The sequence below is a fragment of the Streptomyces sp. NPDC006335 genome (assembly GCF_040612795.1).
In the GTDB taxonomy this organism is placed as follows: Bacteria; Actinomycetota; Actinomycetes; order Streptomycetales; family Streptomycetaceae; genus Streptomyces.
Map to the genome: position 1 here is coordinate 61,583 of NZ_JBEXQX010000009.1, position 25,960 is coordinate 87,542.

Annotated in this window: 28 protein-coding genes, 1 pseudogene and 1 riboswitch; of the genes and pseudogenes, 13 read left to right on the plus strand and 16 right to left on the minus strand. The window is 72.7% G+C overall.

The features are described 5' to 3' along the window. The first annotated feature begins 6 nt into the window (after positions 1 to 6). A complete protein-coding gene (locus ABZ098_RS24610; protein WP_356594522.1) occupies positions 7 to 225 on the plus strand; it encodes a hypothetical protein in 219 nt (72 codons plus the stop codon). Positions 226 to 575: 350 nt separating this feature from the next. On the opposite strand, the gene ABZ098_RS24615 is transcribed toward ABZ098_RS24610, so the two are convergent. Both ABZ098_RS24615 and ABZ098_RS24620 read right to left on the minus strand, forming a co-directional pair. After that, a complete protein-coding gene (locus ABZ098_RS24615) occupies positions 576 to 1,115 on the minus strand; it encodes a GNAT family N-acetyltransferase (protein ID WP_356594524.1) in 540 nt (179 codons plus the stop codon). Between the two features lie 89 nt (positions 1,116 to 1,204). Further along, complete coding sequence (locus tag ABZ098_RS24620; protein ID WP_356019614.1) at positions 1,205 to 1,552, minus strand: metalloregulator ArsR/SmtB family transcription factor; 348 nt, start codon at positions 1,550 to 1,552, stop codon at positions 1,205 to 1,207. Positions 1,553 to 1,633: 81 nt separating this feature from the next. Continuing rightward, positions 1,634 to 1,840: riboswitch (cobalamin riboswitch) on the plus strand. Between the two features lie 28 nt (positions 1,841 to 1,868). On the opposite strand from ABZ098_RS24620, the gene ABZ098_RS24625 reads away from it, so the two are divergent. Then, complete coding sequence (locus ABZ098_RS24625; protein WP_356594526.1) at positions 1,869 to 2,966, plus strand: HoxN/HupN/NixA family nickel/cobalt transporter; 1,098 nt, start codon at positions 1,869 to 1,871, stop codon at positions 2,964 to 2,966. A gap of 73 nt (positions 2,967 to 3,039) precedes the next feature. Here ABZ098_RS24625 and ABZ098_RS24630 read toward each other — a convergent pair whose 3' ends face one another. Both ABZ098_RS24630 and thrS read right to left on the minus strand, forming a co-directional pair. After that, the gene (locus tag ABZ098_RS24630) at positions 3,040 to 4,002 is read right to left on the minus strand and encodes a nucleoside hydrolase (RefSeq protein ID WP_356594528.1); all 963 of its coding nucleotides are present in this window, start codon (positions 4,000 to 4,002) and stop codon (positions 3,040 to 3,042) included. A 51-nt stretch (positions 4,003 to 4,053) separates the two neighbouring features. Further along, positions 4,054 to 5,313 (minus strand): threonine--tRNA ligase, encoded by a 1,260-nt coding sequence (thrS, locus tag ABZ098_RS24635; RefSeq protein ID WP_356594530.1) that lies wholly within the window; start codon positions 5,311 to 5,313, stop codon positions 4,054 to 4,056. A gap of 290 nt (positions 5,314 to 5,603) precedes the next feature. On the opposite strand from thrS, the gene ABZ098_RS24640 reads away from it, so the two are divergent. Then, positions 5,604 to 6,101: a hypothetical protein gene (locus ABZ098_RS24640; RefSeq protein WP_356594532.1), complete on the plus strand. Its 498-nt coding sequence runs from the start codon at positions 5,604 to 5,606 to the stop codon at positions 6,099 to 6,101. Positions 6,102 to 6,130: 29 nt separating this feature from the next. On the opposite strand, the gene ABZ098_RS24645 is transcribed toward ABZ098_RS24640, so the two are convergent. Continuing rightward, positions 6,131 to 6,535 carry a type II toxin-antitoxin system PemK/MazF family toxin gene (locus tag ABZ098_RS24645; protein ID WP_356594534.1) on the minus strand — a complete coding sequence of 135 codons (405 nt, stop codon included), beginning with the start codon at positions 6,533 to 6,535 and terminating at the stop codon, positions 6,131 to 6,133. Between the two features lie 262 nt (positions 6,536 to 6,797). Further along, the gene (locus ABZ098_RS24650) at positions 6,798 to 7,697 is read right to left on the minus strand and encodes a DMT family transporter (protein ID WP_356595035.1); all 900 of its coding nucleotides are present in this window, start codon (positions 7,695 to 7,697) and stop codon (positions 6,798 to 6,800) included. A gap of 120 nt (positions 7,698 to 7,817) precedes the next feature. On the opposite strand from ABZ098_RS24650, the gene ABZ098_RS24655 reads away from it, so the two are divergent. The 4 genes and pseudogenes from ABZ098_RS24655 to ABZ098_RS24670 all read left to right on the plus strand — a co-directional run bounded on the left by ABZ098_RS24655 (position 7,818) and on the right by ABZ098_RS24670 (position 11,117). Beyond that, positions 7,818 to 8,357 (plus strand): helix-turn-helix domain-containing protein, encoded by a 540-nt coding sequence (locus ABZ098_RS24655; protein WP_356595036.1) that lies wholly within the window; start codon positions 7,818 to 7,820, stop codon positions 8,355 to 8,357. A 247-nt stretch (positions 8,358 to 8,604) separates the two neighbouring features. Continuing rightward, a complete protein-coding gene (locus ABZ098_RS24660; protein ID WP_356594536.1) occupies positions 8,605 to 9,783 on the plus strand; it encodes a Cmx/CmrA family chloramphenicol efflux MFS transporter in 1,179 nt (392 codons plus the stop codon). Beyond that, positions 9,780 to 10,033 (plus strand): annotated as a pseudogene (locus ABZ098_RS24665) (leucine zipper domain-containing protein); the annotation flags it as partial. The gene ABZ098_RS24660 and the pseudogene ABZ098_RS24665, both read left to right, overlap by 4 nt. A gap of 298 nt (positions 10,034 to 10,331) precedes the next feature. Next, on the plus strand, positions 10,332 to 11,117 hold the full coding sequence (locus tag ABZ098_RS24670) for a hypothetical protein (protein ID WP_356594538.1): 786 nt from the start codon (positions 10,332 to 10,334) through the stop codon (positions 11,115 to 11,117). Between the two features lie 4 nt (positions 11,118 to 11,121). Here ABZ098_RS24670 and ABZ098_RS24675 read toward each other — a convergent pair whose 3' ends face one another. The 4 genes from ABZ098_RS24675 to ABZ098_RS24690 all read right to left on the minus strand — a co-directional run bounded on the left by ABZ098_RS24675 (position 11,122) and on the right by ABZ098_RS24690 (position 15,992). Further along, positions 11,122 to 12,138, minus strand: a complete 1,017-nt coding sequence (locus ABZ098_RS24675) for a GAF and ANTAR domain-containing protein (protein ID WP_356594540.1) — start codon at positions 12,136 to 12,138, stop codon at positions 11,122 to 11,124. Between the two features lie 592 nt (positions 12,139 to 12,730). Beyond that, positions 12,731 to 13,504, minus strand: a complete 774-nt coding sequence (locus ABZ098_RS24680) for a TIGR03943 family protein (protein ID WP_356594542.1) — start codon at positions 13,502 to 13,504, stop codon at positions 12,731 to 12,733. Further along, entirely contained in the window at positions 13,501 to 14,496 is a 996-nt protein-coding gene (locus ABZ098_RS24685) for a permease (RefSeq protein ID WP_356595038.1), read from the minus strand. The genes ABZ098_RS24680 and ABZ098_RS24685 overlap by 4 nt, the downstream gene beginning before the upstream one ends. Positions 14,497 to 14,645: 149 nt before the next feature. Then, complete coding sequence (locus ABZ098_RS24690) at positions 14,646 to 15,992, minus strand: tetratricopeptide repeat protein (protein ID WP_356594544.1); 1,347 nt, start codon at positions 15,990 to 15,992, stop codon at positions 14,646 to 14,648. 123 nt (positions 15,993 to 16,115) lie between these two features. Here ABZ098_RS24690 and ABZ098_RS24695 point away from each other — a divergent pair, with 123 nt between their 5' ends. Continuing rightward, complete coding sequence (locus ABZ098_RS24695; RefSeq protein WP_356594546.1) at positions 16,116 to 16,289, plus strand: hypothetical protein; 174 nt, start codon at positions 16,116 to 16,118, stop codon at positions 16,287 to 16,289. A 16-nt stretch (positions 16,290 to 16,305) separates the two neighbouring features. Here ABZ098_RS24695 and ABZ098_RS24700 read toward each other — a convergent pair whose 3' ends face one another. The 3 genes from ABZ098_RS24700 to ABZ098_RS24710 all read right to left on the minus strand — a co-directional run bounded on the left by ABZ098_RS24700 (position 16,306) and on the right by ABZ098_RS24710 (position 17,544). Then, positions 16,306 to 16,539 carry a hypothetical protein gene (locus ABZ098_RS24700; RefSeq protein WP_356594548.1) on the minus strand — a complete coding sequence of 78 codons (234 nt, stop codon included), beginning with the start codon at positions 16,537 to 16,539 and terminating at the stop codon, positions 16,306 to 16,308. Next, positions 16,518 to 16,919 carry a Uma2 family endonuclease gene (locus ABZ098_RS24705; protein WP_356594550.1) on the minus strand — a complete coding sequence of 134 codons (402 nt, stop codon included), beginning with the start codon at positions 16,917 to 16,919 and terminating at the stop codon, positions 16,518 to 16,520. Before ABZ098_RS24705 ends, ABZ098_RS24700 begins: the two co-directional genes overlap by 22 nt. A 70-nt stretch (positions 16,920 to 16,989) precedes the next feature. Then, positions 16,990 to 17,544: a tellurite resistance TerB family protein gene (locus ABZ098_RS24710; protein WP_356594552.1), complete on the minus strand. Its 555-nt coding sequence runs from the start codon at positions 17,542 to 17,544 to the stop codon at positions 16,990 to 16,992. 229 nt (positions 17,545 to 17,773) lie between these two features. Here ABZ098_RS24710 and ABZ098_RS24715 point away from each other — a divergent pair, with 229 nt between their 5' ends. Next, positions 17,774 to 19,009: an amidohydrolase gene (locus tag ABZ098_RS24715; RefSeq protein WP_356594554.1), complete on the plus strand. Its 1,236-nt coding sequence runs from the start codon at positions 17,774 to 17,776 to the stop codon at positions 19,007 to 19,009. Here the strand turns inward: ABZ098_RS24715 and ABZ098_RS24720 are convergent. Further along, the gene (locus ABZ098_RS24720; RefSeq protein WP_356594555.1) at positions 19,006 to 20,160 is read right to left on the minus strand and encodes a hypothetical protein; all 1,155 of its coding nucleotides are present in this window, start codon (positions 20,158 to 20,160) and stop codon (positions 19,006 to 19,008) included. The genes ABZ098_RS24715 and ABZ098_RS24720 overlap by 4 nt on opposite strands. Positions 20,161 to 20,230: 70 nt before the next feature. Then, positions 20,231 to 21,376 (minus strand): PP2C family protein-serine/threonine phosphatase, encoded by a 1,146-nt coding sequence (locus ABZ098_RS24725; RefSeq protein ID WP_356594557.1) that lies wholly within the window; start codon positions 21,374 to 21,376, stop codon positions 20,231 to 20,233. A gap of 113 nt (positions 21,377 to 21,489) precedes the next feature. Here ABZ098_RS24725 and ABZ098_RS24730 point away from each other — a divergent pair, with 113 nt between their 5' ends. After that, entirely contained in the window at positions 21,490 to 21,918 is a 429-nt protein-coding gene (locus ABZ098_RS24730; RefSeq protein ID WP_356594559.1) for a hypothetical protein, read from the plus strand. Between the two features lie 91 nt (positions 21,919 to 22,009). Continuing rightward, entirely contained in the window at positions 22,010 to 22,840 is an 831-nt protein-coding gene (locus ABZ098_RS24735) for a hypothetical protein (RefSeq protein ID WP_356594561.1), read from the plus strand. On the opposite strand, the gene ABZ098_RS24740 is transcribed toward ABZ098_RS24735, so the two are convergent. Further along, positions 22,749 to 24,077, minus strand: a complete 1,329-nt coding sequence (locus tag ABZ098_RS24740; RefSeq protein WP_356595040.1) for a PLP-dependent aminotransferase family protein — start codon at positions 24,075 to 24,077, stop codon at positions 22,749 to 22,751. The two genes, ABZ098_RS24735 and ABZ098_RS24740, sit on opposite strands and share 92 nt — an antisense overlap. Before the next feature lie 75 nt (positions 24,078 to 24,152). Between ABZ098_RS24740 and ABZ098_RS24745 the strand changes: the two genes are divergently transcribed. After that, positions 24,153 to 24,899 carry an alpha/beta hydrolase gene (locus ABZ098_RS24745; protein ID WP_356594563.1) on the plus strand — a complete coding sequence of 249 codons (747 nt, stop codon included), beginning with the start codon at positions 24,153 to 24,155 and terminating at the stop codon, positions 24,897 to 24,899. A 10-nt stretch (positions 24,900 to 24,909) separates the two neighbouring features. Beyond that, a complete protein-coding gene (locus ABZ098_RS24750; protein WP_356594565.1) occupies positions 24,910 to 25,902 on the plus strand; it encodes an endonuclease/exonuclease/phosphatase family protein in 993 nt (330 codons plus the stop codon). The last annotated feature ends 58 nt before the right edge of the window (positions 25,903 to 25,960 follow it).

A 25,960-nucleotide genomic window follows, 5' to 3' on the forward strand; every position in this document is an offset into this window, starting at 1 on the left:
GAAGACATGTCCGGACCGATCCGTGTGATCGTGCACCCTCCGTCCCCCACCGGCGGCCGCCGCGTGCGCGTCGACGGCGAGATCCTCGGCCTGGCCCACAACCTGACCGACGTCGCCGAGTTCCTCCGCCGCGCGGGACTGGAGATCGATCCGGCGGAGGTGGCGCAGTCACCGTGGATCGAGTGGAAGGGGGGCGGGCCGGAGCGGTGGGGGGTGGAGGGGTGACGCGGGTCACCGACCGGGGCTCTCTCTCCCTCTAGGGGCGCGAACGGGACCCTGCTCAGCGGGGGCGCGCGACCGGGGGCCTCTCTGGGGCCGAGGGGCGCGACCGGGGGCCCCTCCCTCAACCGCCCAGCACGACCGAGGGCCCTCCCTCAGCCGAAGGGTGACCAGGGGCCCTCCCCCTGCCGTCAGGCGCGACCGGGAGCCTCCCTGAGCCGAGGAGCACTACCGGGGCCCTCCGTCAGCCGCCCAGCACTACCAAGGGCCCTCCCTCAGCCGAAGGGCGCGGCCAGGGGCCCTCCCCCAGCCGTCAGGCGCGACCGGGGGCCTCTTTTGGGCCGAGGGGCCCTTCCTCAGCCGCCCAGCGCGGCCGGGGTCCGCAGGCCGAGCCACTGCTCGGCGTCCCAGGCCTCGAACCGCTCCACCTCGGTGAACCCCAGGTTCGCCGCGAGGCGCATCGAGCCGACGTTGGCGCTCTGGGTGGTGAGCACCACCGGCTCGCCGGGAAGCACACCGGCCAGCCAGTCGAGGGCCGCCCCGCACGCCTCGGCGGCGTACCCGTGTCCCCATGCCCGCGGCAGGAACAGGTAGCCGAGGTCGACCTTGCCCGCTGCGGCCGGCCTTCGGTGCCCGGTCGCTCTCCTGAGCAGGATCTGGCCGATCATCGCCCCGTCGAGATCGACGACGAAGCTCCCGGGCCACCGTTCGGGCACCGCGGGCAGCTCGCGCTCGAGCTCGTCACGCGGCCGGGGCCCGCCGAGGTAGGTGTGCACCTCGGGCGAGGCGAGCAGTTCGACGAACGCCGCACGGTCCCGGACCTCGGGCGCACGAAGCACGAGCCTCCTGGTTCTGATCGGTGAGGGCGGCCAGGTCACGGGTCCCAGGTGTTCCATCCGCGCACGCTAGCCGGTGATCGAACCCGGTGAACGGCAAACACCGTACACAGGCCCGCCCGGCGAACGAGGGCGACCGACCCGCGCGTTCACGACACCTGCTGCAACAACCCCCGTACCGCCTCGTCCACCACCGAGTACCGCACGACCCGCCCCTCCTTCTCCCCCGCCACGACCCCGGCCGCCCGCAGCAGCCGCAACGCCTGCGACACGGCGGGGTCGTTCATGCCCGTGGCGATCGCGAGGTCGGAGACGGCCAGGGGGCCGGTCCGGTGCAGGGCGAGCAGCAGGGACAGCCGGTTCGGGTCGGCGAGGAGGGCGAAGCGGTCGGACCAGGTGCGGACGTGTCCCGGGTCGCCGATCGCGGCGATGGCGTCGCACACCCGGTGCCCGTCGATGGTGCGGCGGTCGGCTCGGTCGGCCGGGACGAGGTGCATGGGGCACATCCTCGCAGGCGGCCATGTGTGATCTTCCATACCTGCGCAGGTGTGCAGCTATGCAGGAACCCCCACCCCCGCCTACGGTGGGCGGGCCGTGGTGCTCGGGAAACCGGTGACGACCCCTCAAAGGTCCATACCGGTGCGGCCCTCGCCACTGTGATCGGGGAGTTTCCCTCCCACGTCCCTCACGGGACAGCCACTGGCCGTCATCATCAGGCCGGGAAGGCGGGCGGGGAAACGCACGACCCGTAAGCCAGGAGACCGGCCACGGCAGCTCACGAGTTCATCCACGAGGTGCTGGAGTGACCACCGTATGACCGACCCTGCCCTGCCCGGGACCGCCGCCGCCCCCTCCTTCCGCTGGCGGCGCGAGGACACCGTCAAGACGGCCGGTCTGATGGCCGCGATAGCCGCGCTGCACGTCCTCGCCTTCGGCATCCTGTTCCTGCTCGTCGTTCCGGGGCACTACGAGGTCGGCGACAAGGCCTTCGGCATCGGGCTCGGCATCACCGCCTACACCCTCGGCATGCGGCACGCCTTCGACGCGGACCACATCGCCGCGATCGACAACACCACCCGCAAGCTGATGGCCGACGGCAAGCGGCCGGTGTCGGTGGGGTTCTGGTTCGCGCTCGGGCACTCCAGCGTGGTGGTCCTGCTCGCCGCGCTCATCGCGGGCGGCACCCAGCTCGCCGGCAAGGTCATGAACGAGGGGTCCGGCACCCACCAGGTCCTGGGTTTCCTCGGTACGACGATCTCCGGCACGTTCCTCTACCTCATCGCCGCCCTCAACCTGGTCGCCCTGGTGGGCATCCTGAAGGTCTTCCGGGCGATGCGGGCGGGGTCGTACGACGAGAAGGAGCTGGAGCAGCACCTCGACTCGCGCGGGTTCATGAACCGGGTTCTCGGGCGGCTCACCAAGTCCATCACCCGGCCCGGGCAGATGTACCCGCTGGGCTTCCTCTTCGGGCTCGGCTTCGACACCGCCACCGAGGTCACGCTGATGGTGATGGCCGGGTCGGGTGCGGCGGCCGGACTCCCCTGGTACGCGATCCTCTGCCTTCCCCTCCTCTTCGCCGCCGGCATGAGCCTGTTCGACACCCTCGACGGCACGTTCATGAACTTCGCCTACCAGTGGGCCTTCTCCAACCCCGTCCGCAAGGTCTTCTACAACCTCGCCATCACCGGGCTGTCCATCGCGGTCGCCTTCTTCATCGGCACGATCGAACTCGTCGGCGTCCTGCACGACAAGCTCGACCTCACCGACGCCCTCACCACCTGGATCGCCGACATCGACCTCGACAACGTCGGCTACGTCATCGTCGGCCTGTTCGTGGTGGTGTGGGCGGCGGCGATCGCCTACTGGCGGCTGGCGAAGGTGGAGCAGCGCTGGGGCGTCAGCGGTTCCTGAGGCGCGGGGTCTCCGAGACGCGGGGTTTCCGAGGTCCCCCGAGGCGCGGGGTTTCCTGAGGCGCGCGTGGCGACTAGACCCCCTCCACCGCCGTCAGCCACAGCTTCACGTACCGCTCCACGTCCACGCCCAACCCCACGTCCACCAGGGTCACTTCGCGCTCGCCCTCGTGGATCTCGGACTCGCCGGGACGGCGGCGGCGGTCGACGACGGTCTGGCCACGGGTGGGCCCGGGGGCCAACGAGACCTCCACCGGGAGGAGTTCGGTGGTCAGGCCGTCCGGGTCGACGACCGCGCAGACCGCGCCCGCGTCGCCGAGGCCGCCGGTGGGGGTGGGGTCCCCCGTGGTGGCCGGGTCGCGGTGGGCGAGGAGTTCGCCGGCCATGCGCAGGGACGGTTCCGAGCTGGCGCGCAGGCGCTGGACGTCCGCCGCCGGGACGATGACGCGCTCGAAGACGTCCAAGCCGTACATGGTGATCGGCACCCCGGCGGTGAGCAGGACCGCGGCCGCCTCGGGGTCGTGCCAGACGTTGAACTCCGCGACCGGTGTGGCGTTCCCGGTCGCCACCGCGCCGCCCATGAACACGATCCGCTCGATGTTCCGCACCACTTCGGGGTGCGTGCGCAGGAGCAGCGCGATGTTGGTGAGCGGCGCGGTCGGGACGAGCGTCACCGGGGTGGGCGAGGCGAGGATCTCCCGCCTGAGGAGCGTCACCGCGTCCACGTCCACCGCCACCCGGGTCGGCGCGGGCAACCCGAGGTCGCCCATGCCGTCGAGCCCGTGCACGTGCTGCGCGGTGCGCACGGGCTCGATCAGCGGCCGCTCGGCACCCCGGGCGACCGGGATGTCCCCGGCCCCGGCCTGCTCCAGCACGGTCAGCGTGTTGCGGACCACGCCGTCGACGTCGGTGTTCCCGGCGACACAGGTGACCGCCCGCAGGTCGATGCCGGGATGCCGGACGGCGAACAACAGGGCCAGGGCGTCGTCGACACCGGTGTCGCAGTCGATGATCACCGGGATGGGCTGACCGGTCACGGCGGGGGTCCTTTCGTCACTGGCGTACGTCGCTGGCGTACGGGACCGACCTTACGCAGCCGCCCAGAGTTCGGCCCCACGATCACCGTCCCGGGCGGCGATCCGGTCAAGCAACGCGTCGACCGGCACAGCTCCTGGCCTACGTCCGTCCCGCAGCCGTACGGCCGCACAGCCGGCGTCGGCCTCCCGCTCGCCGATCACCGCCTGGTACGGCACCAGGCGCGCGGCGCGGATGCGGGCGCCGAGGGTGCCGTCGCCGGGGCCGGAGAGTTCGGCCCGGATACCGCGCGCTTCGGCCCGCCGTACGACGTCGAGGGCCCGCTCCTCCTGGGCGTCGGCCACGGGGAGGACCACGAGCTGCACGGGGGCGAGCCACACCGGGAACGCGCCGCCGTGCGCCTCGATGAGATGCGCGACCACCCGTTCCACGCTGCCGATGACACTGCGGTGGACCATCACCGGGCGGTGCCTGCCGCCGTCGGGGCCGGTGTAGTGGAGGTCGAAGCGTTCAGGCTGGTGGAAGTCGATCTGGACGGTGGAGAGGGTGGACTCACGGCCGGCGGGATCGCTGATCTGCACGTCGATCTTGGGGCCGTAGAAGGCGGCCTCGCCCTCCGCGGACTCGTACTCGACGCCGTCCAGGACCTCTTCGAGGAGAGCGGTGGCGCGGCGCCAGAGCGCGGGGTCCGCGACGTACTTGGCGGAGCCGCCCGGGAGGGACAGACGGTACCTGGCCGCCCGGATGCCGAGGTCGTCGTGGGCGCGCCGGATGAGGTCGAGGGCGGCCCGGGCCTCCGCCACGGCCTGTTCCGGGGTGCAGAAGATGTGGGCGTCGTTGAGCTGGATGGCACGGACGCGGGTGAGACCGCCGAGGACACCGGAGAGTTCGGAACGGTACATACCACCCAACTCCGCCATCCGCAAAGGCAGTTCACGGTAACTGTGCGACCTCGACCGGTAGATGAGGGCGTGGTGCGGGCAGAGGCTGGGCCGCAGCACGACCTCCTCGCCGCCCAGCCGCATCGGCGGGAACATGTCCTCGCCGTAGTGGTCCCAGTGCCCGGAGATCTCGTACAGCTCCCGTTTCCCGAGCACGGGCGAGTACACGTGCCGGTACCCGGCGGCCCGCTCGGCCTCCCTGACGTACTCCTCCAGGACATGCCGTACGACGGCCCCGTCGGGCAGCCAGTACGGCAGCCCCGCGCCCATCAACGGATCGGTGTCGAACAGACCGAGCTCACGGCCGAGCCGACGGTGGTCGTGCGCGGGGTTCAGGGGGTGCTGGGGGTTCAGGGGGTACTTGGCGTTCATGGGGTTCTCCCTCGCGGTGGGGGCGAGGAACCGACGGGAACGGCGAAGCCCCGGGGCACTCGCCCCGGGGCTTCGGACTGCGTCAGCGGTCAGCGCGCCGGGACCTGCTCCGGCGTCGTCGTGATCGACGGGATGGCGATGAGGTGGGCACGCTGCATGGGGCGAGGGTAGGGGGTGGGGCGGGGGCGGGGCTACGGGGTTTTCCGCCGGGGCCGAGGACGACGCAGAGGGGCTTGTCGGTGGGCACCGCTACTATCCGGGACGACGAACGGAGTCAGGGAATGGGCCACGTGAACGAAGCAGCGCTCAAGCGGAAGTTGGGTATCCCGGACTGGCGGAACCTGTCCAAGGACAAGGTGCTCAAGTTCGCGGCAGCGATGCCCGAGATGGCCACTGAGGTGCGGCTCAAGCTCATCGAGCAGTTCCCCGCCTTCAAGGACCTGGCCAAGGCCGACATCGATGCGGTCACAGAGGCCCACAAGTCCACTCTCGCGGCCAACGAGAACAGTCAGAACCACTTCTACCAGGCTTCGCAGGACCAGCGGGACGCCCTGCGGGCCGACCTCGGTCGGGACGACCTCAGCTGGGAACAGCGGGAGGCCCTCCACGACCGCCTGGACCAGAACGTGCGGCGGGTATCCGAGAAGGACAGCGAGAGCAAGCAGTTCCTGGGGGCGGGGATGAGGGTGGTGGCAGCCGCTGGTGCAGCCGCTCTCGCGCTGAGCGTGGTGTACGTCGGCGGCAAGATCGCTGGAGCGAGCGAGGACGGTTCCGAGGAAGCCCAGTAGCACTGGTACTGATCGGCGCAGTCCTCCGTCTACCCGAGTTCACCGCGACGGAGGGCGTCCCTCATCTCGCTGAGCTTCGCCGTCGTTGCCGGAGTCCACTCCGGTGCTCGGTCAGCGAGTCGGAGGGCATCGTCGATCTCGCTGAGCTTCTCGGAGGACAGCACGGCCGCCCGCTCCATCAGGTCGTCCCGGGACACGGTGGTCAGCCATGTGCACGGGGTGAAGCCTGGACGCGGGAACGCGAGCCGCAGCACGCCTTCGAGCGGCAGCCCTTCACCGGCGCCGACCGTCACTTCGATGCCCAGACCGCTGACGTCGAGACCCGCCGGAGCGACGACCTGCATCACCTGGAACCCGGACGCGTCGTCTCCTGACAGCAGTACGACCAACCTCCGCTCGTCGAACTGGACCCACCAGACTTCGCCCCGTTGCACAAGCCCTCCCAGACACAGCACGGCAGGCAGACGCTGCGCGACCTGACGCGGCCACCGTTGAGCATCGGTGTGCGAAGACAACGATCATGCGGTGGCCGCAGGTCACAGCGTAGACCCCTGCCCCGCTGCCAGAAGGCGTTCGAGGGCCTGACGAGCAAGAACTGCTGGACCATCGCCGGTGACACTGGCTGCGCACCGGATGTGCGCAGCCGATACGGCAGTTGATCGTCGGCCGGGGTCGTGGCGGGGGGCGCAGTGCCCGTCAGCGGGAGTCGGCGGCCTCCGCTTCCCCTTGACGGGTGCTCGCTCCCCGTACCACCGCCACCGCCGTCAGCGCGACCGCCAGGCCCAGGGCCGTCTGGGGGGTGAAGGGTTCGCCGAACATCAGGGCGCCCCAGACGGCGGTCACCGGGGCCATGAGGAACATGAGGGTGTTGACCTCGGTGACTCCGGAGCGTTGCAGGACGAGCCAGTACAGGCCGTAGCCGCCGAAGGTGGAGAGCGTCACCAGCCAGATCGTGGCCAGCCAGAAGGATCCGTCGGCGGGCGGGGTCGCGGTGCCGGTCGCGACGGCGGCGGCCGTGAAGACGGCGGCGCTGGTGGCGCAGTGGACGGTCATCGACACGGCCGGGGTCACCGGGGTGCGGGAGCGCCGGTCGAGGAAGGTGGCCGCGACCAGCGAGAGCATCCCGGCGAACGGGACGAGGTAGGTCCACCACGCCACCCCCGTCGTCGACGCCGCGTCGGCCGTGGTGACCAGGGCGACTCCGCCGAGACCCAGGCACAGGCCGAGCCACTGCCTGGCCGAGACGTACTGGCGCAGCAGCGGACCGGCGAGCGCGCCGGCGACCAGCGGCTGGGTGCCGTCGATCAGGGCCGTCGTACCGCTGGAGACGCCGAGCTGGATGGCGTAGTAGACGGTGAGGAGGTAACCGCTCTGGGAGAGCAGCCCGATCAGGACCTGCCGTGCGAGGTCGCGGGGTGCCAGGGGGCGCCAGGCGGCCCGGCCCCGGTACAAGGCGAACGCGGCGAGGGCCACCGCCAGCGGCAGGAAACGCCACATGAGGAGCGTTGTCGCGCCGGCGTCCTGCGTGCCCAGCTTCGCTCCGACGAACCCGGAGCTCCAGCACACGACGAAAGCGGCGGAGAGCAGGACGTTCATCGAGGTCACCACCCGTGACTAAACAGATCTGTATACGTCCTTGCCCGCTCCACTATACAGATCGGTATAGTCGGGAGCGTGGGAGACAGCGCACAGGCACAGCAGGTACGGCGGATCAACATGACCCCGGGCGCCCGACGCGCCCTCGCGGCGGCGTCCCGGCTGTTCTACGAGCGCGGCATCCACGCGGTCGGCGTGGACCTGATCGCCGCCGAGGCCGGGGTGACGAAGAAGACGCTCTACGACCGGTTCGGCTCCAAGGAGCAGCTGGTGGTGGAGTACCTCGCCGACCGGGACGAGCGCTGGCGGACGTATGTCCTGGAGCGGCTGGGGGCGGCGGGGCCGGCGGCCGTCGACCGGGTCCGCGCGGTCTTCGAGGCCTCTCGGGAGTGGATGGACGACAACAGCCCCAAGGGGTGCGGCATGGTCAACGCCCACGCCGAGATCAGCGACCCCGCGCACCCGGCGTACGCCGTCATCACCGGCCAGAAGCAGTGGATGCTCCGGCTCTTCACCGACCTGGCCCCCGAGCAGGCCCGCACGCTCATGCTCCTGCACGAGGGCGCCCTGGTCGCCCACGGGCTGCGCGTCTTCACCGACCCGATCGGCTTCGCCTGCGAGGAGGCGATGGAGGTGCTGGGTGCGGACGGCGAGAACTAGATGTTGCGGGACATGACGTCAGTGAAACCAAGGTGCTTCGACTGGTATCGGTCGGGTACCGTGCGGGCCATGTCGAGTCCTGAGTCAGACAAGGTGGGGGCTTTCGGTCACGCCGTCAGCCCCCTGAGCCACTGAGCTCGTAGCCCTGTCGTCGCGCCACATTCTGCGGACGGGCGAGTGTGCCCTTGGGGCTGGCCGCGGTGACGAGATGACCTTCTCGTGCTTCTCCTCACCTCGGAGCCACTCGATGCCTTTCCCGCTGTACCTGCTTGCCATGGCTGTTTTCGCCATGGGCACCTCGGAATTCATGCTCGCCGGCCTCTTGCCGGACATCGCCTCAGATCTCGATGTCACAGTCGGGACGGCCGGAACGCTCACCTCGGCGTTCGCGGTCGGCATGATCGTCGGCGCCCCCCTTGTGGCCGCGCTGGCCCGCAACTGGCCCAGGCGCTCCAGCCTTCTCGGGTTCATCCTCACCTTCGCGGCAGCTCATGCCGTGGGCGCCAGCACCACAAGCTTCCCCATACTGTTCGCCACCCGGCTCGCCGCCGCGCTCGCGAACGCAGGGTTCCTTGCCGTCGCTCTGACGGCTGCCGCCACGCTGGTCTCACCCGACAGGAAAGGACGTGCGCTTGCCGTGCTGCTGTCAGGCACGACGGTGGCCACGATCGCCGGTGTCCCTGGCGGCGCGGTACTCGGCACGTTGCTCGGCTGGCAGGCCACCTTCTGGGCTGTCGCCGCCCTCTGCTTGCCGGCAGCTGTCGGCATCCTGAAGGGAATCCCGGCAGGACGTGATGAAGGTGAGGCTACCGGCAGGCAGGCGTTGCGAACGGAACTCGCCCAGCTCACACGGCCACGCTTGATTCTGGTGATGCTGCTCGGCGCGCTGGTGAACTCGGCAACCTTCGCAAGCCTCACCTTCCTCGCCCCCGTGGTGACCGACAGCGCCGGGCTGGGCGAGTTGTGGATCTCCATTGCTCTGGTGCTCTTCGGCGTCGGATCCTTCGTGGGCGTCACCGTCGCCGGCCGGCTGTCCGACCGGCGTCCCGGCCCGGTCATCGCCGTCGGCGGCCCATTGCTGCTCATCGGCTGGCCGACCCTGGCGATGCTGGCCAACGAGCCGGTCGCCCTGTTCATCCTCGTGTTCGTGCAGGGCGCACTGTCGTTCGCGCTGGGCAGCACGCTGATTACGCGGGTCCTCTACGAGGCCGCGGAAGCCCCCACCATGGCCGGCTCGTATGCGACCGCGGCGCTCAACGTGGGCGCCGCCGTCGGCCCCGTCATCGCTGCGGCCACCCTCAGCACCGAAGCCGGCAACCTCGGGCCGCTCTGGGCCAGCGGACTCCTCGTCGCGGCCGCGCTGCTCATCGCGTTCCCCTTCCTCACCGCCATCACGGCCGGCCGGAGCACCGAGGTGCTCCGATGACACATGCGAACGTCCCTTTGAACATGCAGGGACGCCGAAGGCTCGTGGCACGCTGCCGCACCCGTCCGATCGCGCGTGTCGCCGCCGAGGCCGGTGTCTCCCGCGCCTGCCTGTCCAAGTGGAAGAACCGGTACGACCGGTCGTCGAACGGGTCGAGCAGTTACGGCGAGACGACAAGTGGTCCGCCCGCCGGATCACCCTCGAACTCGCGAACCAAGGCATGCGGATCAGCGAGCGCACCGTAGGCCGGTGGCCGGCGCGCCCAAGCAGAGCGAGCTCGGGCAATCGCGGTCTGGAACGCCCACCACAACTACCACCGGCCTCGCACCGCCGCCGGAAACCGTCTCCCGTCTCACGCCTCACGCCTCACGCCTCACGCGCGAGCATCACCAACGTCATGGCCGGCAACAACTAGATCCCTGCGCAAAGGGCCTGGTGGGCGGCCGGGGTTCCTGCACCCCGGCCCCGTAGCCCCGTTGGCCCGGAACCCGTAGCCCGTACGGCCCAGACCGCTGGTGACCTCCGTGAAGCCGGTGATCACTTGAAGCATGACCCCGCCCCGCGCCGCCCGCGCCGCCGCCTCCGCTCTCGCCCTCTCCGGGCTCCTCGCCGCCACCGCCTGTTCCGCGCTCTCCACGCCCCCCACCGCCCCGAGGCCGTCGATCACGCCGCCCAGCAGCGCGCCGCCGCCGTCCCCGAAGGCGTCCGCCGCCCCGTCCTCGGCCCTCACCGAGGCGATGGCGCGGGCCGCGCTCGTCACCGACGCGGACCTCGGGGAGCCCTGGACACCGTCCCAGGGGGTGGCCACCTGGCACGACGAGGTGCTGAAGGCGAAGGCCGACCGACGGGAGTGCCAGCGGCTGCTCGACGCCCTGTACGCGGACGAGTTGTTCGGCGCCGACGCCCGTCCCCGCGCGGTCGTCGGGATGGACGACGAGTGGAACGAGGCGCAGATGCGGTATCAGGTGCTCGCGCGTCCCCAGGCGGAGATCGACAAGACCCTGGCCTGGCTCAGGAGCCTTCCGCGCACGTGCTCGCAGTTCGCGGCGACCACGACCACAGGGGCGGTCCTCGGGGCGCAGGTCGCCGAGTTGCCGTTGCCGGAGGCGGGAGACGCCCGGCAGGGGCTGCGGGTGCTGCTGACCGGGCAGTCGCCGGACGGCGAGCCGACGACGCTCACGCTGGACGTCGCCGCGCTCCGCGTGGGTGAGGACGCGATCAGTGTGACGAACGGCGGCTTCGGCGACGTACAGACGGACGCCACGCAGGCGGTCGTACAACTGGGGGCGGAGCGGCTGGCGGAGGTGCGCAGGCAGGGGCGGGTGCAGGTGTGAGCGGTCAGTCCCGCTCGAACCGTTTCCGGTGCCAGACCACGTCGTGCGCCACGTCGAGCGCGCTGCGGCTGTGCGCGAAGGCGTGCGCGCGCAGCCGGGCGAGGGCCTCGTCCGCGTCGACGCCGAGCTGCACCATGATCATGCCGACGGCCTGGTACACCTCGTCGTGCGCGGTGGCCAGGCCGCTGAGCCAGGGGTCCTCGCCCTCCGGGCCGTTGTCCTCCCCCCGGGGCAGTGCCATCAGGGCCACCGTCATGACGCTGGCCACCAGCTCGGCGACACGCAGCTCACGCCGGGTGAGTTCGCCGGGGGCCTCGCGGTAGAGGTCGAGGGTGCCCACGCACACGGTGTCGTTGCCGAGCGGCATCGAGTAGACCGCCCGTATCCCGGCGGCGGTGGCCTGCTGGGCGAAGACGGGCCAGCGGACCGCGTCCCGGTCGGAGGTCAGGTCGGTGGCGAACACGGCGGTGCCGGCCGCCGCGGCGGACATACAGGGTCCGTCGCCCAACGTCGCCTGCATGTCGGAGAGTTGGGCGGCCCGGTCGCTGCTGGCGCTGAGCTGGACGGGCATGCCGTCGCTGCGCAGCGACACGCTCGCCCCGGCCACCGGCAGCAGCGCGACGGCGGCCGCGCACAACTTGCCCGGGATCTCGGCGGGCTCGGCGCCCCGCACTCCGGCCGCGATCACCTCAGCCGCCCGCACCTGATCCCGCACCGGCCTGGGCACGGCTCCGGGGTGGTGCCCGCTCTCGCGGGCGGGTCCGGCCCCTGGGTCCTGACCCGCCTCGCGTGGCCGACCAGCCTCGCGTGGCCCAACGGGCTCGCGCTCGTCTCCGCCGCCCCGGCCCCGCTCCCGGCCGCCCTGCCGTGCGCGTTCCGGTCGGGGTGGTCCGCCTCCCGGTGGCGCGAGCGGGCCGGTGCCGTCGTCCGGGTTGGCGAAGGTGCCCGCTTCGCCCGCCGAGCCGGGGGACGGACCTGGCTCGTCGCCGTGGGCGTCGCCGCGGGCGTCCCTGGGCCGCACGGTCACCGCCTCCCTCGGTCGACGCGGGTGTCCGTCATGGCCCCCGAGCAGACTCACCGGGAGCGGGGGGCGCCGCTCGTGGCGTACCCGCCCAGGGGCACCGCCCGGCTACCCCTCGCACACTGGGCGAAACGCCCGGAAGCGGTACGGCGGACCAGCGCTCTTCAGCGGTCCCGGCGGCCTGAGAGCCCTGCCCGTACGGTCCCGGCCGCGGCCCAACTCGGCGGCGGGTCCCGGTGTTCCGGGATCCCGAGTCCTCCCTGAGTCCTCGCCGAGTCCTCCCCCGTGCCCTTCCCAGACCGCGCACCGATTCATTACGGTCTTCGATGACGGTCAGGGAGCGGCCGCGTGGCGTCGAACCGTGCCGGAGCCGCCCGTGCGCCCCGCTCCTCCCGCTGTTTCTCCACCTCTCCTCGCGCCCGGACCGCGCCGCGCCGTGCTCTTCGTCCCTGTTCCGCGACGCCGACCGGGGCGCCTCCCGCCGTCCCGAGCGGGCCGGGGACCTTCCAGGAGGACCGCGTGACAAGGCGCGTGTCCCCACCGGGGCGGCCGTTGTCCACCTACGCGGACGACGGCCGCCCCGGCGCCCCCTTCAGCGCTTCTCGTACGGATCGGCCGGTTGCCGCACCAGCCGTACCGCGCTGGCGTCCACGACCGGCGGCCAGGCGCTGTCGGTGCCCAGTTCGCCCTCGGGGTGCCAGGTGCCGGTGACGGTGACCCAGGTGTCGACCGGCGGGGCCCCGTCCGTGGCCCCGCGCACCTCGACCTTGCTGGTGGTGGCGTCGGCCGCGCAGCAGGTCACGGAGAGCCGGGTGAGGTACCAGGTCCCGTCGTCGCCGTGGGTCACGAACCCGGTCATCCGGACCGTACGGCCCTTCAGCGAGTGCCCGCTGTCGTAGATCGCCCGCGAACCGAACGCGCCGAGGGTGAGCTCGACCGGGTCCCCGGCGGGCAGGGCCGGGAAGGCTCCCACGCCCTGTGCCGCCCGCTGCGCCGCCTCGCGCTCGGCGCTGTAGGAACCGAGGGCGGGCGGCGGGAAGAGCAGCAGGGCGAGAGCGGGCAGGGTGAGCAGCCAGGCGATCCGCGGCCCGGCGGCACCGTGATCGTGACCGAGCCCGTGCCCGTACGCGCCCGCCTCGTTGTCCTCGCCCTCCCCGCGCCCCTCGACCGTCTCGACCGCCTCGCGCCCGCCCCGCCCTGCGACCGCCATCGCCGCCCCGAGCAGCACCAGCACCCCACCGGACACCACCAGGTAGGGCCGCAACCCCTCCTGCACGTACCGCAGGTACAGCTCACTGAACAGCGATATCCGCAGGACCGCCGCGCCGACGAGGACGAGGAGCAGACAGGGGCCGTAGCGCCTCACGACAGCCACCACCCCACGAGCACGCTGCTCAGCAATGCCACCACCCAGGTGACGGACGAGAAGCGGATGGCGAAGGCCCGGCCGAAGGTGCCCGCCTGGAGGGCGATCAGCTTGAGGTCGACCATCGGTCCCACCACCATGAACGCCAGTCGCGCGGTGGGCGGGAAGCCGCTGAGGGACGCGGCCACGAAGGCGTCCGCCTCGCTGCACACGCACAGCACGACCGCGAGGACGGCCAGCAGCGGCACCGCCAGCCAGGCGGAGCCGGTGAAGAGGTCGAGCACGGAGCGCGGGACCACGATGTCGAAGGTCGCCGCGGCCGCCGCGCCGAGCACCAGGAAGCCGCCCGCGTGCAGGAAGTCGTGCTGGAGCCCGGCGCCGAAGGCCCGGAGCCCGCGGGCGGAGGTCCCGGTTGATCGTTTCGGCAGCCGCAGCCACTCCTCCCGACCGAACCTCGCCCACAGCCAGCCCATCACCACGGCCGTGGTGAGTGAGGCGACCAGCCGGCCGAGCACCATCCCGGGCTGTCCGGGAAACGCGATGGAGGTCGCGACGAGCACCACGGGGTTGATCGCGGGCGCGGACAGGAGGAAGGCGAGCGCGGCCGCCGGGGCGACCCCGCGCCGCATGAGGCTTCCGGCCACCGGCACGGAGGCGCACTCGCACCCCGGCAGCACGACCCCGGCCGCGCCCGCCACCGGTACCGCGAGGGCCTGGCTGCGCGGCAGGAGCCGGGTGAAGACCCGCTCCGGCACGAAGGCGCCGATCGCCGCGGAGACGACGGTGCCGAGCAGGAGGAAGGGCACGCCCTGGACCGCGACCGCCGTGAACACGGTCCACCAGGCGGCGACGGGCGGAGTGTAGAGGTCGAGGGCGAGAGTGGGTCCGAGGACCGAGGCGACGGTGACGACGGCGGCCAGCGCGGCGCCGCCGAGGGCGATGTGGACCAGTACGCGCACACCGAGCGCGACGAGCCGCAGTCCGTCGGACACGGTCCGCCCCGTCGCGGTCCGTTCGGCCCCGGCCCGGCTGGCCACGGTCCGTCCGGCCACCGTCCTCTGGTTCTCCACGCGCTGTGTCCCACCCGCTCGTCCGTCCCGGGCAGGCTAACCGGACACACCTGTGCACAAGCCGGGAATCCTCATAGAGGGGGCTGTGCGGGCGCGGGCCCGAGCGTGGTGGTGCCGGGGGCCGTACGGTGTCCGAGGCCGGTGCGGTAGGCGTCCAGTGCCGCCTCGATCCTTCCGGTACGGCGGAGCAGATCGCCCAGCAGCCGGCACAGGTCGGCCAGGTCACCGGCGGCGCCGGCCCGCTCCAGCAGGCTCAGGGCACGCACGTAGTGCTCCTCGGCGGCCTCGGTGTCCCGGGCGTCCTCGGCGATGATGCCCAGGAGGCGGTGGGCGGCGGCGGAGTGCAGGGCGCCGCGCTCGGAGCTGAGGTCGCTGAGCACGTCGTGGAGCAGGGCGGCGGCCTCGTCGGACTTGCCGCGCCGGTGCAGCACGTCGGCGAGCTCGACGGCGGCCTGGCTGGAGTACAGGGCCGCCCGCTTGGCGGAGAGCATGGCGAGGGCCTGCCTCAACTCGGCCTCGGCGCGCTCCAGTTCGCCGTTCTGGGCGTAGACGTACCCGCGCATCCAGTGGCAGTTGGCGAGTTCGGTGCGCAGCTGGAGCTGCCGGTACAGTTCGGCGGCCTTGGCGAGGGAGGCGTCGGCCTCGGCGAGGCGGCCCTCGGCGAGCAGGGTGCGGGCGACGGAGCGGTGCATCCGGGCGACGAGGGCGGGGTCGGCGGACCGGGGGGCGAGCGCGAGGGCGAGTTCGGCGGCCTGGGCGGCGCGCGCGTGGGCGCCCATGTCCATGTAGGGGCCGATGACGCTCGCGTAGAGGAGGAGCAGGGCGTCGGGATCGTGGAGGCCACCGCGGTTGAGCTCGTCGATGGTGGATTCCAGCAGGTAGACGGAGTAGCGCAGTTCACCGGTGAGGTAGTGGGCGAGGGCGCGGCCGCGGAGGGCGGGGACCCGGGCGGGCAGCGGGACGTCGTCGCCGAGGGCCTGCTCGGCCCGCTCGAAGTACTGGCGTGCGGCGCCGAGTTCGCCCGTCTCCACGGCGCACTCCCCGAGCCCGAGCAGGGCGGCGGCCCGCACGTCGGGGAGGTCGAGCGCGTCGGCCTCGGCGAGCAGGGTGGTGTACTGGCCGGCGGACTCCTCGGCCTCCCCGGTGGCGAGGGTCCGCTGGGCCTCGGTGAGGCGCAGGCGCAGATCGGTGACGAGACGGGCCGGGCGGCCGGTGGCCAGTTCCTCGAAGCCGACGCCGAGGCGGTCGGCGAGATGCCGGAGCGCGTCGTCGGAGGGCCGCACCCGTCCGGACTCCAGGGTGGAGATGTAGGCCGGGGTGTAGGCCGGTTCGGCCAACTGTTTCTGCGTCAGCCCGCGTTCGACCCGCAGCCGCTGCACCCGTCGCCCGATGACGCCCGGGTCGTCCCGCTCCGACATGGCCAACTCCCCAAGCCCCTCTTGCCGTTCGGCTCTCGCAGCCCCTAGGTTAAACGGCGTATTAACCCTGCTTAATACACCGTCACCGCCCTGGGTACTCACCGCCACCGCTGCGAGGCCGCCGTGCTCGAACGCACCAGCACCACCGCGCGCTACACGAGGGGTTTCGCCGCCGCCGTCGTGGCCGTGGCCACGCTGGTCCTGGCGGCCAACGTGGGGCCGGCGAAGGCGTCGGGGGAGCGGCCGGCCGGGCAGGTGGACCGGGTCCGGCAGGTCACCGGGCACCCGTCGCAGTGAGACCGGCCGGGGACCGTCACGTCCCGTCGGTCTCCGGGCCGAGCATCATGTCCTTGCGGCTGTACAGCGGTAGGTCGGTCGTGTCGAGCTTCCAGGTGCCGAGCTCGGTCGCCACGGCGAGCGGGGTGCCGTACGGCTGCTTGTGGAGGCGGTTGGCGTAGCGGGGGCGCCCGCCGCTGGTGTCGATGCCCCACTGGTAGGTCCAGGTGCCGTCGCGGGGGTCGAGGATCAGGTAGTGACCGATGCCCATGGCGGGGTAGTCGCGGCTCTGACCTCGTAGTCGTTGCCCGGGTTGGAGGGCGAGACGATCTCGATGGCGAGGAAGATCTCGCGCGGGTCCAGTGGGCCGTCGGTCAGCATCGCCTCGCGTGCGGTGACGATGAGGTCGGGGACCCGGAGCTTGCCCAGGGAGTCGTCGTCGGTGTCGGTGGCTTCGAAGGTCAGTATCCCGTCGGGGAGCTGCGGATCCAGCTGACGTGCGACGTCCTTGGCCGTGACCTGGTGGCGCGGAGGGGGGCTCACCATCATGACGAACGTCCCGTCACTGATCTCCGGGTACGTGAAGCCGGGCGGCGGTGTGAAGTGCTCACGCAGCTCGCGCAGGTGTTGATAGATCGCCTGCTCGCTCATACCGCCGCCCCCTTCGGAGTCGCTGGTCGCACTCATCGTAGGTGGCAGTGCGTATACGTGGAGCAGCTGCTCAGAGCTGGAACTCCGCCGGGTTCACCCCCAGGGCCGCGCAGGCCTCCCGCAGGACCGCCTGTTCCGCCTGGGAGAAGTGACCGTCGGCGCCGGCGATGACGATGCCGGTCTGGATCACCGCGCGCGCCTCGGTCGGCTTCTTGGCGGCCTTGGCGATCTCCTGGAGCGCCTCGGCCTTGCCCTGCGGGAAGTTGCGGGTCAGTTGGTCCACATGCTTGTGGAAGCGCTGGCGCAGCTGCTCCGGCGGGAAGTTCTGCAACACGTCGTTGCCGAGGATCAGGGACTCCATCTGCTGCATCTCGGCCGCGTCCACCTGGCCGTCCGCGGCCGCGACCAGGGCGCACATCGCCATGCTGGCGTCACGGTACGCGCCGCTCTTCAGCTCGGTCTTCAGGGAGCCGAGCTGGGTCTTCAGCACGCCGACGAGCTGGGCGCGTGAGCCGCCGCGCGCGCTGCCGCCCTGTCCGTGCCCGCCGGTCGTCGTGCCGCGCCCGCCCTGCGCCTGCTGCTGCAGGTTCTTGGCCTGGTCCTTGAGCCGGTCGAACAGTGCCATTGACGTCACCTCGGTACTCGTCATGAGTGATCTCACCCGGTCAACGGACGCGCCCTGGTAAAGGTTCCACCAAGTGACCTCAGCAGATCTCCCGGTACCCGGCGTCCGGGACGTACGTCCGCCACCGCGCCCTGGTAAGTCCGCCCAGGGAGTCGATCCGCTCGGACTCCCCTCGGCGTCGGCGGCCTCTGCCGCATCCCCCGCGGGCTCCGGCGCCTACGCTGCCCGCATGACGTCTGCCGCCGCCCGTACCGCGCTGGAGCTCACCGCCGACCTCCCGGTCCCCGACCTGGAGGACTTCTACCGGGACCTGCACCGCCACCCCGAGCTGTCGGCCGAGGAGCACCGCACGGCGGCCCGGCTCGCCGAGCGGTTGCGGGCGGCCGGTTTCGAGACGGCCGAGGGCATCGCCGGCACCGGCGTCGCGGGCGTCCTGCGCAACGGCGACGGTCCGACCGTCCTGCTGCGCGCCGACATGGACGCGCTGCCCGTCGAGGAGCGGACCGGGCTGCCGTACGCCTCCGAGACGCCCGGGGTGATGCACGCCTGCGGGCACGACCTGCACGTGACCTGGCTCGCGGGGGCGGCGAAGGCGCTCGCGGACGGCCGGGACGCCTGGTCCGGGACGCTGCTGCTGGTGGGCCAGCCCGCCGAGGAGGCCGGCGGCGGGGCGGCCGCCATGGTCGCCGACGGGCTCTACGACCGTTTCCCGCGCCCGGACGTGCTGCTCGGCCAGCACGCGGTGCCGGGTCCGGCGGGCCTGTACCCGCACGTGCCGGGCCTGATCATGTCGGCGACGACGGACGTGGAGATCGTGGTGCACGGCCGGGGCGGACACGGCTCGCGCCCCGAGACGGCGGTCGACCCGGTCGTCACGGCCGCCTACATCGTCACGCGGCTCCAGACGGTCGTCAGCCGGGAGATCGCACCGCGCGAGTCGGCCGTCCTGACCGTCGGCCGGATCGAGGCGGGCACGGCCCCGAACATCATCCCCGCCACCGCCCGCATCTCCCTCAACCTGCGCACCCAGTCGGAGGCGGTCCGGGACCGGATGCTCGCCTCCATCCGGCGGATCGCCGAGGGCGAGTGCCGTGCGGCCGGCTGCCCGCGCGAGCCCGAGGTGACCCTCGGCGGCTCGTACCCGGCCACGGTCAACGACCCGGCGACCGACGACCGGATCGCCGCCGTGCACCGCGAGGTCTTCGGCACCGACACCGTCTTCGACTCCGGTCCGGCGATGGCCAGCGAGGACTTCTCGAAGCTCGCGCTCGGCGAACTCCCGTACTCCTACTGGTTCGTGACCTGCACCCCGGCCGCGGTGTGGGAGGCGGCGCCGGGCGCGGACCTGCTGGAGAAGTTCGACGCCGTCCCCAGCAACCACAGCCCGCACTTCGCCCCGGACCTGTCGACGGTGGCGCCGGGCGTACGGACGCTCGTGTCGGGGGCGCTGGCGATGCTCGGCTAGAACGGAGTCGCCTGGAGTTCCCGCAGCTGCTTGCGCACGTTCTCCAGGGCGCCGGGGCGGCGGCCCGGGACGCGGACGCGCAACTGGGCGAGCAGCGTGCCCAGTTCCTGGGCCCGGGACTTGTCGCGCACCTGGCCCCACTGGTGGTGGGCCCGGTCGACGGCCTTCTCCACGTCCGGCGAGTCGGGGGCCTGCCCGGCGGCCAGCCGGGTCTGGGCCACCGTCAGCCAGATCCCGCAGCTGCGCGCCGAGTCCTTGGCGAACATCGCGAGATCCGCCCGGACCTCGGACCAGTGCAGGGCCTGCTCGGAGGCGGGGCCGTGCGCCCGGGCAGCGGCCTGCTCGTGCGCCAGGGCGACCGCGTCGGCCTCCTGGTGACGGCCGGCCTGGACAGCGGCGGCGATGTGGGTGTGGGGGTCCACGGGTTCCTGCCGAGGAGGCTGCGCCGGAACCGCCAAAACCGCCGGCCGTTCGGGCCGGTACGCGGGTCTGGGGGCGAAGCCCCCGGGTACGGCCACCGGGGCGGGCGGCACCGTCAGCACCACGTCCCCGTACGCCTCGGAGCCCAGCCGTCCGAACGCCTGCTGATGCAGCTGCTCGACCGGCGGACGCCACCCGCTGCGCAGGATCGTCGCGATCGTCTTCATGTACGCCGGCACGGCCACCGTACGTCGGGAAGGCGGCGGCGCGATCCGCCCGTACACCGCGTTGTTGCGCCCGGAGTCGAGCGCGTGCGTCCGCAGCCATCCCCAGGTGTCGACGTCGGCGTGCAGATCGAGGACGAGGGTCGTCGACCCCGGGGAACGCAGCCGGAACTCCTCGCGGATCCACTGCCAGGGCAGGGCGGTGTAGCGCACGGTGGCCGGGGTGGTGCGGGCCAGTGCGAGGTGGGGCAGGTGCTGGCGGCGGTCCAGGGCGAGCTGGCCGGTGACGAACACGGTGAGCGGGCCCGGCGTGGCCGCGACGGCGCGCAGGCGGGTCAGGACGGCCTGCGGCTCCAGGGGGTCGGCGAGCTCGACGACGTTGGCGGTGTCGGTGCCGGAGAGCACGGCCGGCGGCACGGCCGCGAGGACGGGCAGCACGGACGCCGCGTCCACCAGACGGCTCTTGCCCACCGGCGAGGCGGCGAGCAGCAGCACGGTCCCGGGCATCGGTCCCTCCCCATCCCCCGTCGATCACTTACGGCAGCACGGTAACCGCTGCGGCCGCGAAGGGGAGTTCTCAGGACGGCAAACGTCCCTTTCCTGCCCGCTCGTCGGCCCTGCGCACCGCGAAGACCGTGGTGTCGTCGAGGAGTCGGCCGCCGCAGTGCCCGAGGGTGCCGTCGCGGACGAGGGCCACCAGGCGGCGGGGCTCGACGGCACGCGGGTCGGCGGCGAGGGCGCGGGCCACCTCGTCGGCGAGGGCGTAGAACTCCCCGGTGCCGTCGCGGGCCTCGGTGACGCCGTCGCTGGTCAGCAGGAGGGTCTCGCCGGGGCCGAGGGGGACGCGGTGGAGGGGCGGCGGACCGTCGGTGGACAGGGCGGTGAGGCCCAGCGGGAGTCCGTCGGCGGCGAGCAGCGGCCGTACCCCCGACGGGCCGACCACCAGCGGCGGTTCGTGACCGAAGACCATGGCCTCCACCACGCCGGTGTCGGCCTCGGGGAAGCCGAGCAGGACGGCGGTGGCGAAGCGGTCGCCGTCGTCGCGGCCGAGCGCGGTGACATGCCCGCCGTGCCGGAGCACCCGGACCTCCAGCCGCTCGGCGACCGTCGCGAGGTCCGCCTCGTGGTACGCCGCCTCACGGAACGTGCCGAGCAGCGCGGCCGCCGCCTCGACGGCGCCGAGCCCCTTGCCCTGGACGTCCCCGACGAGCACGCGGGTGCCGTGCGGGCCGGGCTGGATGTCGTAGAAGTCGCCGCCGACGCGGGCCTCGCTGTCGGCCGCGAGATACACCTCCGCGTGCTCCAGACCGCCCCACACCGGCGGGAGCGGGCGCAGCACGGTACGGCGGGTGGTGTCGGCGACGTCCCGCATGTGCAGCATGCTGCGCTCGCCGCGCAGGCGTACCGCGCAGGCGAGGACGGCGAGGACGCCGCCGACGGCGACCAGGATGAAATCCGGCAGTCCCGACTGGTACCGGTTCGGCCAGGAGCTGTCGCCGACGACGTAGGTGACGAGGGCGAGCGCGGCGAAGGCGGCGGTGCCGGGGACGCCGCAGATCGCGGCCGCGATGCCGGGGACCAGGACGACCCAGGAGATCATCCGGAACTCGGCGCCCGTCCTGTAGTCGATCACGGTGATCGCGACGAGCAGCAGGAGGGGCGGCACCCAGGCGGCACTGCGGCCGCGGACGCGGAGCACCTGCCCCCGGCCTACTCCGCTCATGGGGCCAGCGAAACACGGGGAACCTCCCCCCGCCATCCGACTTGCCCGCGCGCCCGCGCAGGTGTGCTCTGGTAGTCGGGGGCGTATCGGGGTGGAGAGAGAGGAGTGCTCTCATGGCTCACGCGGCACCCTCGGGCGGGTTCGCCCGGACACCGGATGTCTTCGGCGCCAAGGTGCACCTGGCCGCCAGGTACGGCATCCCGGTCGTGCTCGGCCTGGTCTACGGCTACTGGGCGGCCGCGAACCGCCGGGACGGCGGGCCGATCACCGGCTGGAACGTGCTGTTCGGCTGTGTCACGGCCCTCGCCTTCATCGTCCTGTGCATCGCCGTGGCGACGTTCGCCCCGCTGCTGAAGCGGGAACTGCACTCGGCCGTGAAGTCCGGCTTCGCCGGGGCGGCCGTCGGGTTCCTGTACAGCCAGACGGGCGAGAGCGTGCTGCGTTCGACGGCCCTGGGGCTGGTGGTCGCGGCGGGGATCTTCATGGTGTTCTTCTACCGCTACTACACGCACGAGGACGGCGAGGGTAACCGGATCCGCTAGCGGACACCGCACCGGCCGCCAGGACCACCGGACGGCGTAATCCCCGGCTCCACGGCTCGCGCGGGCGGCGGCGACGGTTTTGCCTGGAAGGGTGACCTCCCGTGTCCGTGGCCCCCTGTCGGCCGCCCTGATCGCCCTGGCCTGTCTCCTCGTGCCCTTCGGCGCGTTGGCGGCCTGGGCGGCGTACGGCCTCGCCGACACGGACCGGTACGTCACGGCGATGGCACCGCTCGCCGACGACCCCGCCGTGCGGGACGGCGTCGCGGACGCGGTGGCGGACGAGGTCGGCGCGCCGGCCCGGCCCTTCGTCCGCGCCCTCACCCGCACCCCCGCCTTCGGCACGGCTTGGGACGCGGGCAACAGGGCGATCCACCAGGCCGTGCTGCGGGCCGTCCGGGAGGGCGGCCACCACGAGGTGACCGTCGACATCGCCCCCGTCGCCGCCCGGGTGGAGCACCGGGTCGCCCTGCCCCGCACCGAGGTCGCCGTGCTCCCGGCACCCGCACTCGACCGTCTCCGGAAGGGCTACGTCGTGCTCGAAGTCACCGGTTTCTGGCTGCCCGTCACTGCCGCCGTCCTCGCCGTCGCCGGTATCGCCCTCGCCGCCTGCCGCCGCCGCGCCCTCACCGCCACCGCCCTCGGCACGGCACTCGGCGGGGCGCTGCTGGGCCTCGCCGTCGCCGTCGGCCGCCGTCTCACCCTGACCGACCTGACCGACCCGGTGCGCCGCCCGGCCGCGGGCGCCGTCTACGACGCCCTGACCGGCACGCTGCGCACGGTCTCCTGGCTGCTGGTGGCCGTCGGCCTGGCGGTGGCCCTGAGCTGCTGGCTCACCGGCCGGTACGGCTTGCTGCGAGCCCGGCGAGCGTGCGCAGCGCCCGTTCCAGATCCGGCACGGCCACCGACGCGAGCCCGAGTCTGACCGCGTCCGGGGTGCGGTTCGGGCCGACGGCGAAGGAGGGCCCGGGCGCGAGGGCGACACCGAGCGCCGCGGCGGCGGCCGTGAAGGTGTCCGCCCGCCAGGGGGCCGGGAGCTCCCACCAGGCGTAGTACGCGCGCGGATCGGACCGTACGGCGAACCCGGCCAGGCACTCGGCCAGCACCCGCTGCCTGCGCGCGGCGTCGGCCCGCTTGGCCTCGACCAGGTGCGCCACGGTCCCGTCGACCGTCCACCGCGTCCCCGCCTCCAGCGCGAACCGCCCGGCACTCCACCCACCGGACCGGACCGCGTCCGCCACCGCGTCCACCCGCCCTTCCGGTACGACGAGGAAGCCGACGGTGAGCCCGGGCGCGACCCGCTTGGACAGACCGTCGACGACGTGGGTGAGGGCGGGGGCGTGCGCGGCGAAGGGGTCGTCGGTCTCCGCCAGGAACGACCAGATGCGGTCCTCCACGACCGGGATGCCCAAGTCGTTGACGACACGGGCGAGTTGGCGTCTGCGTCCGGGGCTCGTGGTGACGGACGTCGGATTGTGCAGGGTCGGCTGCACATAGAGGGCCGACAGGGGAGCGGAGCGGTGGGCGGCGGCCACCGACTCCGGGAGCGGGCCGTCCTCGTCCGTGGCCAGCGGCACCAGGGTGAGGCCGAGCCGGGCCGCGATCTCCTTGACCAGGGGATACGTCAGTTCCTCCACGCCGACCCGGCCGCCCGGCCGCACCAGGGAGGCGAGGGCGGCGGCGACGGACTGGCGGGCGTTGCCCGTGAAGAGGATCCGGGAGGGGTCGGGCCGCCAGCGGGGGGTGGTGAGGAGGGCGGCGACGGCCTCGCGGGCGGCCGGGGTGCCGGTGGCGGCGGCCGGGCGGAGGGCTTCGGTCAGGACGTCGGGGCGCAGCAGGGGGGCGAGGGTGGCGGCGAGCAGCTCGGACTGGCCTTCGGCGGACGGGTAGTTGAGCTCCAGGTTGACGGGTGTCCCGGCGTCCTCGATGAGTCCCCTGCCGGGCCGCCCCGGCGCGGTGGCCTTCACGAAGGTGCCGCGCCCGACCTCTCCGACGACCAGTCCCCGCCGTACGAGTTCGCCGTACGCCCGCTCCGCCGTCGACGCGGCTATCCCGTGCCGGCGCGCGAACTTCCGTTGCGGGGGAAGGCGTTCGCCGGGCCGGAGCCGTCCGGTGGTGATGTCGGCGGCTATGCGGTCGGCGATACGCCGGTAGTCGTGCACGAGGACCCCCTGTGATTGCACTGAGGGCAAAAATTTTATTGCCCCGAGAAGTGGCGCCGACCTAGGGTCGGCGTCATGACGGCGATCCCCCTGGTCCTGGTGCACGGCCACCCCTTCGACCACACGATGTGGCGCCCGCAGATTGAGGCGTTCGCCGCCTCGCGCCGCGTGGTCGCCCCGGACCTGCGGGGCTACGGCACCTCCGCGCCGGCCGCCGAGGTCGACCGCTTCGAGCGTTTCGCCCAGGACATCGAGGCCCTGCTGGACGAACTCGACGTGTCCGCCTGCGTGTTGGCGGGCCTGTCCATGGGCGGCCAGATCGCCATGGACTGCTACCGGCGCTTCCCCGAGCGGATCCGGGGCCTGGTCCTCGCCGACACCTTCCCGGCGGCGGATACCCCCGAGGGCGTGCGGGTCCGGCACGCGACGGCGGACCGGCTGGAGCGCGAGGGGATGCGCGGGTACGCCGACGAAGTGCTGGAGAAGATGGTCGCGCCGTACGCCTCCCCCGAGGTCAAGGCGCACGTCCACGGCATGATGACGGCCACCCGCCCCGCGTCCGCGGCGGCCGCCCTGCGCGCCCGCGCCGCCCGCCCCGACTACCGCGAACTGCTCACCCGGGTCACGGTCCCCGCGCTGGTGCTGGTGGGCGCCGACGACACCTACACACCGGTCGCCGACGCCGAGGCCATGCACGCGGCGCTCCCCCACTCGGAACTGCACGTCTTTCAGGGGGCGGCACACCTGCCGAACCTGGAACGGGCGGAGGAGTTCAACGCCGTGCTCGGGGAGTTCCTGGCGAAGGCCGACGCCCGCTCGTAGGCTCGGGACGGTGACCCGCCGAAGACTCGGTACCTGGACCGCCGCCCTGCTCTTCACCGCGGTGAGCGTGATCCTGGGCTGCCGGCTCGCCGACACGGACGGCGTCACCCCCGTCCCCCAGCTCCTCGCCTTCCTCCCCTGGCTGCTCGCGCCCACCGCGGCGGGCCTGGCCCTCGCCCTGCTCACCCGCTGGTGGGCCGGGACGATCTGGGCGGCCGTCGTCCTCGCCCTGCTGGCGTGGTTCATCGCCCCGTACGGCCAGGGCCGCGAGCCGGACGGGCGGGTGCTCGCCTCCTTGCGCGTCCTCACCTCCAACGTCGAGTTCGGGCGGGCCACCGACGCCCTCGTCACCGCCGTCCGCGAGGAGAAGCCGGACATCGTGTTCGTGGCGGAGTGCGAGTACGGCTGCTCGGCGACGCTGCGCCGGTCCCTGTCCGAGGGCTACCCGTACCGGCGGTCCGTGGAGGGCGCCGGCTCGACGGGGTCCGTCGTCCTCAGCCGCTTCCCCCTGAAGTCCGCCGCCGGGATCCAGGACAGCACCATGGGCATGCCCGGGGCCGTCGCCGACGTGCGCGGTCACGCCGTACGGCTGCAACTCGCGCATCCGATGCCCCCGCTGCCCGGACAACTGGACGTGTGGCGGCGGGAGTTGGGGAAGCTGCGCGACTACGCGGCTGCCGCGGGCAAAGCACCGGTCGTCCTGGCCGGCGACTTCAACGCCTCCCAGGACCACGCGGCCTTCCGCGCGATCCTCGACACCGGGCTGCGCGACGCGGCCCGCCTCGCGGGATCGGGCCGCACACCGACCTGGCCGGCCCGCACCGCCCCGGCGATCGGCGCGCAGATCGACCACGTGCTGGTGTCGGCGGACTTCTCCGCGCGCGACGCCCGCTTCCTGGACCTGGCGGACACCGACCACCGGGCCCTGCTGGTGGACATCACACTGCACGGCCCGGCCCCTTCGCAGGCAGTGGTCGGGAGGACGATCACCGGATCCTCCTGAGGGTGCGGGGCCCCGCGCGCCCGTCGGGAGCCGGGCCGCCGGCGCGCCCCGCGTCCGC

What these genes read in the sequence shown, in the direction of transcription:
- ABZ098_RS24610 (WP_356594522.1), top strand. Translation starts at nt 7, where the DNA reads ATGTCCGGACCGATCCGTGTGATCGTGCACCCTCCGTCCCCCACCGGC.
- ABZ098_RS24615 (WP_356594524.1), bottom strand. Translation starts at nt 1,115, where the DNA reads ATGGAACACCTGGGACCCGTGACCTGGCCGCCCTCACCGATCAGAACC.
- ABZ098_RS24620 (WP_356019614.1), bottom strand. Translation starts at nt 1,552, where the DNA reads ATGCACCTCGTCCCGGCCGACCGAGCCGACCGCCGCACCATCGACGGG.
- ABZ098_RS24625 (WP_356594526.1), top strand. Translation starts at nt 1,869, where the DNA reads ATGACCGACCCTGCCCTGCCCGGGACCGCCGCCGCCCCCTCCTTCCGC.
- thrS (WP_356594530.1), bottom strand. Translation starts at nt 5,313, where the DNA reads ATGAACGCCAAGTACCCCCTGAACCCCCAGCACCCCCTGAACCCCGCG.
- ABZ098_RS24650 (WP_356595035.1), bottom strand. Translation starts at nt 7,697, where the DNA reads ATGAACGTCCTGCTCTCCGCCGCTTTCGTCGTGTGCTGGAGCTCCGGG.
- ABZ098_RS24655 (WP_356595036.1), top strand. Translation starts at nt 7,818, where the DNA reads ATGACCCCGGGCGCCCGACGCGCCCTCGCGGCGGCGTCCCGGCTGTTC.
- ABZ098_RS24660 (WP_356594536.1), top strand. Translation starts at nt 8,605, where the DNA reads ATGCCTTTCCCGCTGTACCTGCTTGCCATGGCTGTTTTCGCCATGGGC.
- ABZ098_RS24670 (WP_356594538.1), top strand. Translation starts at nt 10,332, where the DNA reads ATGACCCCGCCCCGCGCCGCCCGCGCCGCCGCCTCCGCTCTCGCCCTC.
- ABZ098_RS24690 (WP_356594544.1), bottom strand. Translation starts at nt 15,992, where the DNA reads ATGTCGGAGCGGGACGACCCGGGCGTCATCGGGCGACGGGTGCAGCGG.
- ABZ098_RS24700 (WP_356594548.1), bottom strand. Translation starts at nt 16,539, where the DNA reads ATGGGCATCGGTCACTACCTGATCCTCGACCCCCGCGACGGCACCTGG.
- ABZ098_RS24705 (WP_356594550.1), bottom strand. Translation starts at nt 16,919, where the DNA reads ATGAGCGAGCAGGCGATCTATCAACACCTGCGCGAGCTGCGTGAGCAC.
- ABZ098_RS24710 (WP_356594552.1), bottom strand. Translation starts at nt 17,544, where the DNA reads ATGGCACTGTTCGACCGGCTCAAGGACCAGGCCAAGAACCTGCAGCAG.
- ABZ098_RS24715 (WP_356594554.1), top strand. Translation starts at nt 17,774, where the DNA reads ATGACGTCTGCCGCCGCCCGTACCGCGCTGGAGCTCACCGCCGACCTC.
- ABZ098_RS24720 (WP_356594555.1), bottom strand. Translation starts at nt 20,160, where the DNA reads ATGCCCGGGACCGTGCTGCTGCTCGCCGCCTCGCCGGTGGGCAAGAGC.
- ABZ098_RS24725 (WP_356594557.1), bottom strand. Translation starts at nt 21,376, where the DNA reads ATGAGCGGAGTAGGCCGGGGGCAGGTGCTCCGCGTCCGCGGCCGCAGT.
- ABZ098_RS24730 (WP_356594559.1), top strand. Translation starts at nt 21,490, where the DNA reads ATGGCTCACGCGGCACCCTCGGGCGGGTTCGCCCGGACACCGGATGTC.
- ABZ098_RS24745 (WP_356594563.1), top strand. Translation starts at nt 24,153, where the DNA reads ATGACGGCGATCCCCCTGGTCCTGGTGCACGGCCACCCCTTCGACCAC.